9 protein-coding genes are annotated in these 12,833 nt (G+C 67.6%); 3 read left to right on the forward strand and 6 right to left on the reverse strand.

Annotation, left to right across the window (positions count from 1 at the left end):
* Positions 1–102: 102 nt before the first annotated feature.
* From cyoC to cyoE, 3 genes are read left to right on the forward strand one after another with little or no spacing between them, the layout of a single operon-like run.
* A complete protein-coding gene (cyoC, locus tag DFW101_RS07825) occupies positions 103–720 on the forward strand; it encodes a cytochrome o ubiquinol oxidase subunit III (protein WP_009180971.1) in 618 nt (205 codons plus the stop codon).
* Positions 717–1,040 carry a cytochrome o ubiquinol oxidase subunit IV gene (cyoD, locus tag DFW101_RS07830; protein ID WP_009180972.1) on the forward strand — a complete coding sequence of 108 codons (324 nt, stop codon included), beginning with the start codon at positions 717–719 and terminating at the stop codon, positions 1,038–1,040. Before cyoC ends, cyoD begins: the two co-directional genes overlap by 4 nt.
* A 14-nt stretch (positions 1,041–1,054) precedes the next feature.
* A complete protein-coding gene (gene cyoE, locus DFW101_RS07835; RefSeq protein ID WP_009180973.1) occupies positions 1,055–1,933 on the forward strand; it encodes a heme o synthase in 879 nt (292 codons plus the stop codon).
* Positions 1,934–1,971: 38 nt separating this feature from the next.
* Here the strand turns inward: cyoE and DFW101_RS19920 are convergent, their stop codons facing one another.
* The 6 genes from DFW101_RS19920 to DFW101_RS07865 form a co-directional block, all read right to left on the reverse strand.
* Positions 1,972–2,466, reverse strand: a complete 495-nt coding sequence (locus DFW101_RS19920) for a hypothetical protein (RefSeq protein WP_009180974.1) — start codon at positions 2,464–2,466, stop codon at positions 1,972–1,974.
* Between the two features lie 176 nt (positions 2,467–2,642).
* Positions 2,643–4,865 (reverse strand): response regulator, encoded by a 2,223-nt coding sequence (locus tag DFW101_RS07845; protein WP_009180975.1) that lies wholly within the window; start codon positions 4,863–4,865, stop codon positions 2,643–2,645.
* 71 nt (positions 4,866–4,936) lie between these two features.
* The gene (locus DFW101_RS07850) at positions 4,937–5,767 is read right to left on the reverse strand and encodes a CheR family methyltransferase (RefSeq protein WP_009180976.1); all 831 of its coding nucleotides are present in this window, start codon (positions 5,765–5,767) and stop codon (positions 4,937–4,939) included.
* A 130-nt stretch (positions 5,768–5,897) separates the two neighbouring features.
* Entirely contained in the window at positions 5,898–9,593 is a 3,696-nt protein-coding gene (locus tag DFW101_RS07855) for a response regulator (RefSeq protein WP_009180977.1), read from the reverse strand.
* Between the two features lie 196 nt (positions 9,594–9,789).
* The gene (gene polX, locus DFW101_RS07860; RefSeq protein ID WP_009180978.1) at positions 9,790–11,514 is read right to left on the reverse strand and encodes a DNA polymerase/3'-5' exonuclease PolX; all 1,725 of its coding nucleotides are present in this window, start codon (positions 11,512–11,514) and stop codon (positions 9,790–9,792) included.
* A gap of 162 nt (positions 11,515–11,676) precedes the next feature.
* Positions 11,677–11,985: a Dabb family protein gene (locus tag DFW101_RS07865; RefSeq protein WP_009180979.1), complete on the reverse strand. Its 309-nt coding sequence runs from the start codon at positions 11,983–11,985 to the stop codon at positions 11,677–11,679.
* Between the last annotated feature and the right edge of the window lie 848 nt (positions 11,986–12,833).

Genomic DNA, 12,833 nt, shown 5'->3' on the forward strand with positions numbered 1-12,833 from the left:
TCGAAGATGATTATTTATCTTAAAAAATACTGGCGTATTTTTTAAGGGTCGCAGCACTAGGCAAAACGGTCCACGACCAGAGCCTTCACAGGAGAGCCAACCATGGCAATGAGTCCTTCGCTCCGGGTAAAAAGCCCGCTGATCGAATCGGAAAAGCACCACGCCAGTGAGCTACGGGCCTTCGGTTTCTGGCTCTATCTCATGAGCGACCTGATCCTTTTTTCCGGCCTTTTCGCGACGTATGTGGTCCTGTCCCACAACTACGCCGGCGGCCCGACCGGCAAGGAGCTCTTCCACCTGCCGGGCGCGCTGCTCGAAACCATTCTCCTTCTGTGCAGCAGCGCGGCCTACGGCCTGGCCACGGTGGCCATGCACAAGGGCCGCAAGGACCTGCTCCTGGCCGGGCTCGGGGCCACCTTTCTTCTCGGCCTCGGCTTTCTCGCCATGGAGGCGGCCGAGTTCCGCCAGATGATCCTGGACGGTGCCGGCCCGCAGCGCAGCGGCTTTCTCTCGGCCTTTTTCACCCTGGTCGGCACCCACGGCGCCCACGTGGCCTGCGGCCTGGTCTGGCTTGTGGTCATGATGGGGCAGGTCGCGGCCAAGGGGCTGACCACGCCGGTCCAGGGGCGGCTCATGCGGCTTGGGATGTTCTGGCACTTCCTCGATATCGTCTGGATCGGCCTTTTCAGCGTCGTCTACCTGATGGGGGTCATGCAATGAGCCAGGCACGGGAAAAGAGCGTCGCGGCGGGGACCGGTTCGGTCAGATCCTACACCGTCGGGTTTGTCCTTTCGGTCGTTCTGACCGTCATTCCCTTCGCCCTGGTCATGTCCGGGGCCCTCTCCCCCTCGGCCACCGTCTTTTGCGTCTTTGCCGCCGCCATCGTCCAGATCGTGGTGCAGCTCCACTACTTCCTGCACCTCGACACCTCGTCCGGCATGCACTGGAACCTCCTGTCCCTGGTCTTCACCGTTCTCATCATGACTCTTTTCATCGGCGGCTCGATCTGGGTCATGTACAGCCTGCATTACCGGATGTGAGCCTCGCGGCAGTGATGAAGCAGTATTTCCTGGTGACCAAGCCATGGATCGTCTTCGCCAACCTGCTCGCGGCCACGGCGGGTTTTCTCCTGGCCGCCCGGGGCCGGCCGGACATGGCCCTTTTCCCGCCGGCCCTGGCCGGCATCGCCTTGATCGTCGCCTCGGGCTGCGTGTTTAACAACTGCATCGACCGCGACCTCGACCGGAAGATGGCCCGGACCAGGGGCCGGGCCCTGCCCACCCGGGCCCTGTCCCTGCCCGCCGGCCTGCTGTGGGCCGCGCTCCTCGGCCTTGCGGGAACGGTCCTCCTGTGGCTCGGGACCAACGGCCTGTGCCTGGCCGTGGTTTCGGCCGGCTTCGCCGTCTATGTCGGGGTCTACAGCCTGTATCTGAAGCGCCACTCCGTCCACAGCACGGTCATCGGCAGTCTGGCCGGCGCGGCCCCGCCCTTGGCCGCCTACTGCGCCGTGACCGGCCGTCTGGACCTCGGCGCGGCCCTGGTCGCGGCCATCTTCAGCCTGTGGCAGATCCCCCACTCCTACGCCATCACCCTCTTCCGCTACGACGATTACGCAGCCGCCGGGCTTCCGGTCCTGCCCGTCGTTGCCGGCATTCCGGCCACCAGGCGGCAGATTGCCGGCCACATCCTGGCCTTCACCCTGGCCGCCCAGGCCCTGGCCTTTTGCGGCTACGCCGGCTTCGCCTACCTGCTTGCGGCCACGGCGGTCGGCCTCACCTGGCTGGCCCTGGCCCTTTGCGGCCGCAAGGCGTCCGGGGACCGGCAGTGGGCGAGAAGGCTCTACGTCTACTCCATGGTCGCCATCGTGGTCCTTTGCGCCATGATGTCGCTTGACGCCGGCCCCGGCCCTTGGGGCCCGCCTTTTTCCCTCTGATCGCCGACACCGGACGCTTTCCCGGCCCTGGCAGGGACTCAGGGAGCGTTGCCGAGCGCCTCCTCGTGCTTGGTCTCGCCGAGGGCCTTGTAGTCGTAGGTGGGATAGAACTCGGTGGCGTACCCGCCCCAGGCGCTTTCCTCCAGCACCCTGTTGACCTCGCGCAACCGCTCGGCCGGCACCCGCAGGGTGACCACCTGGCCGAGGCCCATCATGACGTACCAGGACACCACCTCCACCCCGTCTGGCGGAAACTTCCGGTAATAGCCGGTCTTGTCCAGGTGCTGCTCGATCTCGGACAGGGTCTTCGATTGGTCGTGGCGCAAAAACACGGTCAGGAGAAACGTGCCCTTGTCCGGTTCGGGGGCGGGCTGGGCCTGGGCCTTGGCCGGCCGCTTTGCCGCCGGAGCCGGGGCGGGGGTGGCGGCCGGCGCGGGGGGCGCGGCCGGGGCGGGCGTCGGCCCGGCAAGGGCGAGGGCGAGGGACAGCCCTACGATCACGGCGGAAACGGTCGGCGAAAAACGGCTGCGCATGGTTTCCTCCCGGCCGGCGGCAAGGCCCCGGCCTTTTTTCTTATTTTCGCCGCTACCGGACTGTCGGGGCTTTGGCAAGGGGCGCGCCGGACGCCGCGGGCGGAAAGTCCGGCCCTGGCGGCGCGCTTCTTCCGGCGGGGCCGGGGATTTCGCCCGCGGGCCGGGGGCCGGCCCGCCTACGGGAGGGGACTTTTGTCTTCCCGGAGCTTCCGGGCCATCTTTTCGAGGACGAGATCGAGCACCTCGATCTCGATGGGCTTGGAAATGTAGTCGTCCATGCCGGCCCCGAGAAACCGCTCCCGGTCCTCCTTGAGGGCGTGGGCCGTCAGGGCGACGATGGGCACGGCCGGGTCCCCGGCCGCGCCCGCCCGGACCTGGCGCGCCACCTCCTCGCCGTCCATGCCGGGCAGGCGGATGTCCAGAAACACCAGGTCGAAGGGTTCCCGCCGCAGGGCGCCGAGGGCAGCCGGTCCGTCGCCGGCGATGGCGACCCGGTGGCCCCGGGCCTTGAGGAGATCCGCGGCCAAAAGCTGGTTGACCCGGTTGTCCTCGACCAGAAGGATGCGCAGCCCCTGGCCGTCCCCGGCCGCCGGGGCCCGATCCCCGGCCCCGGGCCTGGCCGGCCAGCGCTCGGGCTGCCCGAACTCGACGGTGAAGGAAAAGGTGCTCCCCCGCCCCTCTTCGCTCTCGACCCAGATGCTCCCGCCCATCATCTCGACGAATTTCTTGGAAATGGGCAGCCCGAGGCCTGTGCCGCCGAATTCGATGTGGGCCGAGGACGTGGCCTGGGCAAAACTCTCGAAAATGGCCTCCAGCCGGCCGGCCGGGATGCCGATGCCGCTGTCCCTGACCCAGAACAGCAGCCGGCTGCGGCCCGCGTCCCCTCCGGCGCTGTCGGCCGGGCGCACGCCCACCTCCACCTGCCCCTTGCGGGTGAATTTGACGGCGTTGCCGACGATGTTGGTGAGAATCTGCTTGAACCGGCCCTTGTCGCCCAGAAGCGCCGCCGGCACGGCCGGATCGATGACGCAGGTGAGGGCCACCCCGTTTTTGCGGGCCGTCATGGCCAGCGGATCGCAGACCGCGTGCAGGGCGTGGAGCAGGTCGAACTCCTGGCAGTCGAGGACGAGCTTGCCGGCCTCGATCTTGGACAGGTCGAGGATGTCGTTGATGATGGAAAGGAGATGGAGCGCCGAACTCTTGGCCATCTGCAGGTAGCTTCGGGTCTGGTCCGGGATCTCGGACAGGAGCGCCAGCTCGGTCATGCCCATGATCCCGTTCATGGGCGTGCGAATCTCGTGGCTCATGTTGGCCAGAAATTCGCTCTTGGCCCGGTTGGCCTTTTCGGCAATGGCCTTTTGCTCCCCGAGCTCCTCGGCCCTGGTTTTGAGCTCGTCGTAGAGGCGCAGGTTCTCCATGACCACCGAGGCCAGGTCGGCCAGGGAATAGAGCAGCCGCACCGCCTCGGGATCGGGGGCCAGGCCGGTGGCCCAGTAGATGCCAAGGGCCGCCACCGGGGCCTCCCGCCCGACCGGGGCGATGACCAGGCTCCTGATGAAGGTTCCCTGGCACACGCCGGGCAGGGCGCCCGGCTCGCCGGCCACGTCCTGGATGACGGCCGGCTCCCCGTTGTCCAGGACCCAGCCGCTCAGGCAGTTTTTTTTGGGAAAGCGCCGGCCTTTCCAGAGGGGCTCCACGGCGTCCTCCGCGGCGTGGAAGCAGTCGTCGCCGTCGGGCAGGATGAACGAGGCCCCCTGGGCGCCGCTCAGTTCCCGGGCCGCCTTGACCACGATGGCCATCATGGAGGCGAGGTCCTTGGCCATGGACAGGGCCTGGGCGGCCTGGGCCAGCCGTTCCTGCTTGCCCCCCAGGCGCTCGGCCTCCTCCTTGGTCTGGCGCAGTTCCCGCTCCACGAGCTGCCGTTCGCGGACCTCCCGCTGGAGCCGCTCGTTCACCCGGGCCTGTTCGATGACCATGGCCTCCAGGGCGTTTCTTTGCTGCAAAAGCTCCCGCCGGCTCCGGTCGAGATCGAGGAAGACCTTGACCTTGTACAGGAGGATCTCGGGCGAGAAGGGCTTGCCGAGGTAGTCCACGGCCCCGGATTCGTAGCCCCGGAAGGCGTGCCCCGGGTCCGGGTAGAGCGCGGTCAGGAAGATGACCGGCAGGCGCTTTGTTTCCTCCTGGCCGCGCAGGAGCCTGACCAGCTCATAGCCGTCCATGCCCGGCATGAGGACGTCGACGATGGCCAGGGCGAACGGCTCGCGAAGCGTGGCCTTGAGCGCCTCCTCCCCCCCCGTGGCCGCGACGATCCTGACATCGAGGGGGGCGAGGGCCTGCTTGAGGGCGAACAGGTTCTCGGGCTTGTCGTCGACGATGAGAATCGAACTGCGGTCTTCCATGCGCGTCCCCCCTTCACGGCCCGGCCCCCGGCCCGCTTCGCGCGGGACGGCGGCCAAGGCGCTCCCCAACCTCAACCCACAAATTTTTTCCGGTAGATCTTCCACTTCCGGTCCACAACCTCGAACTTTTCCTCGATTCCGGCGAAGCGCAGGGATTCCTTGCTGCCAAGGGCGAGAAAGCCGCCGTGGACCAGGCTGTCGTGGAAAAGGGCCAGGACCCGGTCCTGCAGGGTCCGGTCGAAGTAGATGAGCACATTGCGGCAGGAAATATAGTGCATCTCGCCAAAAACGCCGTCCGTGGCCAGGTTGTGCTCGGCGAACGTGATGTTTCGCCGAAGCGGAGCGTTCAGGATGGCCGAGCCGTAGCGGGCGTGGTAGTAGTCCGAGAAGGACCGCTTGCCGCCGGCCGCCTGGTAGTTGGCGGTGTAGGCCCGCATCTTCTCCAGGGAATAGATGCCCTCCCTGGCCCGGCCGAGGGCCACGGCATTGAAGTCCGTGGCATAGATCGTGGACCGGTCGTAGCCCCCCTCCTCCTCCAGCATGATGGCCGTGGAATAGGCCGGCTCCCCGGTGGCGCAGCCCGCGACCCAGATTTTGGCCGAGGGATAGGTCTTGAGATAGGGGACGACCCGCTCCCGCAGGGCCAGGAAAAACCCGGGATCGCGGAACATGTCCGTGACGGTGATGGAGAATTCGCCCAGGATGGAGTCGAAAAAGACCGGGTCGCGCAGGACGCGCGGGATGAGCTCGGCCACGGAGCCGACGTTGCCAAGCTGCCGGATCCGCTGCACCCGCCGCCGCACCGACGACCGGGCATAACGCCGGAAGTCGTGTCCATACCGAAGAAAGATCGCCTCGAGCAGCAAGGTGAGCTCGATCTCTTCCAGTTCCCGTTCGCTCATTCCCGCACCGACCGTTCGCTATCCCTGCCGCGTTGTCCGTAAAAACATGCCCGCGTTATCGCAAGGGAAAAAACACTTCCGCCACGTCCGGCCCCCGAAGGCCCCGTCTCCGGGTTCCGGCGGCCGGGCACTAGTTGCCATACAGCCAGACCCGCAGCATGGACAGCAATTTGTCCACGTCCACGGGCTTGGCCAGGTAGTCGTTGGCCCCGGCGGCCAGGCACTTCCCCCGGTCCTCCTTCATGGCCTTGGCCGTCAGGGCGATCAGCGGCAGGCCGGCGAACCGCGACTCCTCCCGGATCCGCCGCATGGCCTCGTAGCCGTCGAGGCCCGGCATCATGATGTCCATCAAGACGGCGTCCACGTCCGGCTCGGCCCGCAGGATTTCGAGGGCCTTGGCCCCGTCGTCGGCCTTGAGGACGCGCAGCCCCTTTTCGGTCAGGACCTTGGACAGGGCGAACAGGTTTCGCATGTCGTCGTCCACCACCAGGACCTTCTTGCCTTCGAGGACCGCATCCCGGTTGTGCAGGTCGAGGAGCATCCGCTGCTTGGGCTCGGAAAGCGTGCCGACCATCCGGTGCAAAAACAGGGTGACCTCGTCCAAAAGCCGCTCCTCGGACCGTGCCCCCTTGATGATGATGGAGTCCGCGTGCCGGTAAAGCTCCATCTCCTCCTCCCGGGTCAGGTCCCGGCCGGTATAGACGATGACCGGGGGAACGGGGACTTCCCGGTCCTTTTCCAGGCGCTGCAAGAGTTCGAAGCCGCACATGTCGGACAGGCCGATGTCGAGGATCATGCAGTCGAACGAACGGCCGGCCAGGGCCTCAAGGGCCTTTGCCCCGCTTCCGGCCTCGGTCACGTTCACGTCCAGGTCCGCCACCAGCCGGCGGATGCCCCGGCGCAGGTCCGGATCGTCCTCGACCAGGAGCAGGTCCTTGACCGTCTTCTCGTTCATGGAGGCGATCTTTTCGAAGGCCAGCTCCAGCTCCTCCCCGTCCACGGGCTTGTTGAGAAAGCCCACCGCCCCCATGATCTGGGAATTGACGGCGTCGCGCGGCGCGTCGTGGACGGAGACGACGTGGACCGGGATGTGCCGCGTCGCGTGGTTGCGCTTCAAGGCCCCAAGCACGGTCCAGCCGCTGATGCCGGGGAGGCGCAGGTCCAGGATGACGCCGAGCGGACAGAGCCGCTCGGCCAGGGAAAGACCCTCCTCGCCCGTGGCCGCGGCCACGGCCCGAAACCCCTTGCCGCGCGAGAGGTCCCGCAGGATAGCGGCGAAATCCGGGTCGTCCTCGATGATGAGGATGACCTTGTCGCCGTCCCGGACCAGGTCCCGGTCGTCCGGGATGAAGGGCACGGGCAGGGGCGTCTCCGCCGTCCCCTCGGACACGGTGCACGGCGTCTCCTGTTGCGGCGCGGGCAGGGTCCAGGCGGCGTTTCCGGCGGCCGCCGCCTCGATCGGCACGAGAAAGGTGAAGGTCGAGCCACGGCCGGGCTGGCTGGCCAGGGTGACCCGGCCGCCGAGCAGGCGGGCCAGTTCCCGGGTGATGGACAGGCCGAGCCCGGTGCCGCCGTAGCGGCGCGACGAGGTGCCGTCCACCTGCTGGAAGGCCTCGAAGATGGCCTGATGCTTGTCCGCCGCGATGCCGATACCGGTGTCGATGACGGAAAAGGCCACCATGTCCCCGGCCGCACCCCTGGAAGACGGCCGCCCGTCGGCCGCGTCCGCCAGGTGCAGGCGCAGGACCACGCCGCCGGTTTCGGTGAACTTCATGGCGTTGGACACCAAGTTGCGCAGGATCTGCTCCAACCGGCGGCGGTCGGTGCGAATGGCCTGGGGAAGCCCCTCCCCGATCTCGTGGTGGAGGGAAATGCCCTTGCCCTCGGCCACGTGGCCGAAATCGGCCATGATGCTGCCGGCCACGTCGGCCAGGGGCACGGATTCCAGGTGGAGCGACAGCTTGCCGGCCTCGACCTTGGACAGGTCCAGGATGTCGTTTATGAGCATGAGGAGGTCGTTGCCGTTTCTGTAGATGATGCCGGCGGCCTCGACCTCGTCCGGGTCCAGGCGGCCGGAACCGTTGTCGCGAAGGTTTCGGGCCAAAAGGAGCAGGCTGTTGAGCGGGGTGCGCAGCTCGTGGGACATGTTGGCCAAAAATTCGGACTTGTAGCGGCTGGCCGTTTCCAGGTCCGCAGCCTTGCGCTCCACGTCGCGCCGGGCTTTTTCCAGGGCCCCGTTTTTTTCCTCGAGCTCCTCGTTGAGGCTCTGCAACTCCTCCTGCTGGAGCCTCAGTTCCTCCTCGGACCGGCGCAGCGTCTGGGCGTGCTCTTCCAGTTCCTCGTTTTTGGCCCGCAGCTCCTCCTGCTGCTCCTTGAGGCTTACGGCCTGCCGCTGGGTCTGTTCCAGCAGCCCGCGCACCCGGGCCTGCCGGGCCAGGCCGTCGAAGGTCACGGCCAGGGGCGTGGTGGCCCGGCGCAGAAATTCGAGGGTCTGGTCCGGGATGGCGTCGAAGGCGCCGAGTTCCAGCACGCCGACAAGGTTCTCCTGGTAGGAAAACGGCAGGGCCAGGATGTTTCTGGGCTCGATGTCGCCAAAAGCGGCATTGACGCGCAGGCAGCCTTCCGGGATGCCCGAGACGGCGACGAGGGTCCCCTCGGCCGCGGCCCGGGCGGCCAGGCCGTCGCACGGCGCGGCGGCCAGCCCGGCCGTGGCCTCCTTGCCGGCCGCGTACGCGGCCTGGCGGGCCAGGTTGCCGTCCCCGTCACGAAGGTACAGGGCGGCCGCCTGGACGCCGAGGTAGGGCGTCAGGAACCCGAGCACCCGGCCGGCCATGCCCCGGGGATCGGTTTCGTCGCGCATCCGCAGCGACAGCTCGTTGAGCCCGGACTTGATCCAGTCGGTCCGTTCGTTTTGCCGCCGGGTCTCCCGCAGGGCCTGGGTCATGCGGTTGATGGAACGGCCGAGCGTGTCGTGTTCGCCGGCCAGACGCACGTTCCGGTCCAGGTCTCCGGCGGCGATGGCCTCGGCCACGCTGGTCTTGTCGAGGAGGCTGCGTTGCAGGTCGCGGAAGGCCTCGGCCAGTCTGCCCACCTCGTCCTTCTGCCAGATGTCGATGAGCATGGAGCTCTCGCCCGAGGCGATCCGCCGGGCGTAGGCCGTGATCCGCTCCAGGGGCCGGGTGATGGACAGGGACATGAGCACGGAAAGGAGCAAGCCGACCAGGATCACCGCCGCGCCTCCTCCGGCCACGGCGTACTCGGTGAAGGACTGGAGGTCGCGCATCTCCTGGGTCCGCGTCTCCAGGAGCCGGCGCTCTTCCTGGCGCAGCGTGAGGAAGGTGGCCCGCATGGAATCGAAGAACTGGATGCCCTGGCCGGATGCGAGGAACTCCCGGATGGCCTTGTCCTCGGCCTGGCCGGCGGCAACCTGGCGGCGCAGGGCCAGGAGGGGATTGACCTGCGTTTCCAGCCACTGCCGGGATTGGCGGCGCAGCATCTCCACATGCCGTTGCTGCTGGGGATTGTCCGACACCAGGGCGGCCAGGGATTCGATGTCCACATCCAGGGCGCCCAGCCCCCGTTGCAGCGATTCGAGGGAGCTTTCCCGGCCCGAGGCGGCAAAACGCATCAGGCCGGCCTCGATGTTGAGCAGGTCCACATAGACGCCGCTCGTCTTTTCCATGACATCGGAGCTTTGGATGACCCGCTGCCGCATGTCGATCATTTCGACGAGCCCCCGGTAGCACACGGCCAACAGGAGCAGGAAAAGCGACAGCGTGACCGCAAAGGTCAGCAACAGTTTCCAGATGGTCTTCATATCCCGCATGGTTACGTCCCCAGAAAAGACTAGAATGCCGCGTTTTCCACTAAAGTACAGGAACGCCGGGCACTTGGGAATGCCATGGCCCCCGCCCCAAAATCCTACCGGGGCGCTATACTACCCGAAGGCCCAAACACACAACCACGAAGAGGAAAGAAAGTGTCTCTCCGGCAGCTCCCCGGCCCGAGGGAGGGGGGAGCCGCTACCGGCGCAGCAGCCGGCGCAGGGCGGCGAGCCCCAGGGTGTTGACCACGTCGGACGCCTCGAGCCAGCCGCGCCGGGCCTGGTCCACGCCGAACCGGAGGAGGCCGAGCTGGCCGGCGGCGTGGGCGTCGGTGGAGATGGCCAGGCGAAGCCCAAGCTCCTTGGCCCGCCTGGCCCGCACGTCGTCCAGGTCCAGCCGGTCGGGCTGGGCGTTTATTTCCAGAAAGCAGCCGCGTTCCCGGGCTCCTTCCATGACCCGGTCCAGATCCACGTCGTAGGGCTCCCGCTTGCCGATCAGCCGGCCGGTGGGGTGGGCCAGGATGTTCACCAGCGGATTGTCCATGGCCCGCAGCAGGCGTTCGGTCTGCCTGTCCCGGGAAAGCCCGAAGTGGGAATGGATGGAGCAGACGCGGATGTCCAGGCGGGCGAGCACCGCGTCCGGCAGGTCCAGGGAGCCGTCCTCCAGGATGTCGCACTCGATGCCCTTTAAAAGCGTCACGCCGTCCAGGCCGTCATTGGCCGCGTCGATGTCGTCGAGCTGGGCGAGGAGCCTTTCCTCGGTCAGGCCCCGGGCCACGGCCAGGCGCCTGGAGTGGTCGGTTATGGCCAGGTATTCGTAGCCGCGCGCCCGGGCGGCCAGCCCCATTTCCCGGGGGGAGTCCCGGCCGTCGGTGTAGTTGGTGTGGGCGTGCAGGTCCCCCCGGATGTCCGCCACCCGGACCAGGGCCGGCAGGGTTCCCGCCCGGGCCGCCTCGATCTCGCCCCGGTTCTCGCGCAGCTCGGGTTCGACGTAGCCAAGGCCCATGCACGCGTAGATCTCCTCCTCGGTGCGGCCGGCGATCCGGTCCTCGCCCCGAAACACCCCGTATTCGTTGACCTTGAACCCCTTGGCGATGCCGAGGTTGCGCACGGCCAGATTGTGGGCCTTGGAGCCGGTGAAGTAGTGGAGCGCCGCGCCGCAGCTCTCCCGGGGCACGAGCCGCGCGTCCACCTGGAGCCCTGTGCGCAGGATGACGGCGGCCCGGGTCGGCCCCTTGGCCGTCACCTGGCGCACGTCGGGAAAGCGGGTAAAATCCTGAAGCACCGGCGAATCGGCCGCGCCCGTGACCAGGAGGTCGAGATCCCCCACGGTCTCCCGGCGACGGCGGTAGCTGCCGGCCACCACGACCCGCTCCACGCCGGCCGACCGGGCCAGATGGGCGCAAAGGGCCTCGGCCTGGGGCTCGGCCTGGGCCAGGGTGAAGCGGCCCGTATCGCCGGACTTGGACTTGCGGTCCAGGGCGGCCAGAATGTTGGCCTCGGCCTTGGCCCCGAAACCCGGGAGCGTCTGGAGCTTGCCGGCCGCAGCCGCCTGCCGGAGCCCCTCCAGGTCGGTGATGCCAAGGGCCTTGTGCAGGGCGGCCACCCGTTTGGGGCCAAGGCCCGGCACCGCCAGCAACCCTTCCAGGGTCCGGGGCGTGCGGCCGGCCAGTTCCGCCAGAAGCGGCAGCTTCCCGGTCTCGACGATCGCAACCATCTTGCCGGCCAAATCCTGGCCCACGCCCGGGATCTCCGTCAGGTCGCGCCCGGCCGCCACCATGCCGGCCACGGCCTCCCCCAGGGAGGCCACGGTCTGGGCCGCGTTGCGGTAGGCCCGGACGCGAAACGGATTGGCGCCCTCGATTTCCAGCAGGTCCGCGACCTCGTCGAAGATCCTGGCGATGTCGCTGTTGCTCGCGGCCATGGCTTCCCCCTCCCGGCCGCCCGGGGCCGGTCTTCGTATCCTCGTTGTAGGGAAGCCCGGCCGCCGGTGTAAAGCGGCAACCGATACGCCGGGGCGAAAACCCCGGCGAGGGGGCGGGAACCGGCCCCAGGGGACGGTTCCCGCCTCTGCCGGCCGGACGGCCTAGACTTCGAAATCCACCACGCGGCGCTCGGCCACCACGCTTTTAATGAATTCCACCACTTCCATGTGCAGCGGGTGCACGGCGTAGGCCTGCAAATCCTCCTTGGTGCGAAAGGTCGTGGCCAGGACGATGTCCGTCGGCGGCACGGACGCGAAGATCGCGTCGCCGATGGCCACTTCCAGTTCCACGGCCAGGGGGATCTTGCCGCGAAGGGCCAAGAGCCGCGCCTGCATCTCCGCCGCGTTGGCGGCCTTGTCCCGGCCGCCGGCCTCCTCCTTCAGGGTCCACATGACGATATGCCTGATCATAGGGTGCTCCTTCGTGTTTGGCGGGTTCTACCTCAAACCGGGCCGGGAAACCACTGCCGGTCCCCGGCCCGGGCCCGGCCAAAACGCCTTGCCCGGGCCCGGGCCTGTTCCGCAAAAAATGAAAGTATTCTAAGGAAGCCAGGCCTTTTGCCTGCAAAACCGCCAGGTCGTGGCCCGATGGCCGCCAAGCGGCAAGGAAGACCGGGCGCGTGCACGACTGGCAGAAGGTGCTTGCCTCCGCAGGCCGACAGGAATAAGGGTAGAGCATCCAAAGGAGGTTATATTGCAATGAAAGCCTTTATTCTTCCCCTCTTGGTAGCGGTGGCGTTGGTTGCCGGATGCAAGGACAACCAGGAAAAACCCACACAGCCGGCCCAGCCGGCCCAACCCTCACAGTCCACGCCGCAAAAACAGCCGACTCCGCCGGCCACGCCGACCCAACCCAATAGCGGCCCGGGCACGACCCAGGGCCAGTAAACCGGGCCGTTCCGGGGGCCGGGGCGGATCGGCCCGCCTGCCGCCCCGGCGCCCGGACGGCGATCCCTCGGCTCCGGGAGTCCGAAGCGCCTGGCCGCCTGTCCACGGGAGCGGCAGGGACGACGGCGCCCCCGCCCCGGCTGTCACGATTTTTCCGGAAACCGCGTCCTTGGCCGGCCACGGCGCGGCCGGAACAGGTTTGCGAAAGGCGACGCGGTGTTGCCGCCAGGGACCAGCCACCGCCTCCGGCCGTTCCGACAGGAACCGTCCCGCCCGGGAACTTAAGCGCCTGGGGAAAAGACCTTGACAGGCGAACGACCCACGGCTAACGACTACGTTCGACTCGGCTTGTTGCTTGCCATTTCCATGCC

The sequence above is a fragment of the Solidesulfovibrio carbinoliphilus subsp. oakridgensis genome, assembly GCF_000177215.2.
Classification (GTDB): domain Bacteria; phylum Desulfobacterota; class Desulfovibrionia; order Desulfovibrionales; family Desulfovibrionaceae; genus Solidesulfovibrio; species Solidesulfovibrio carbinoliphilus.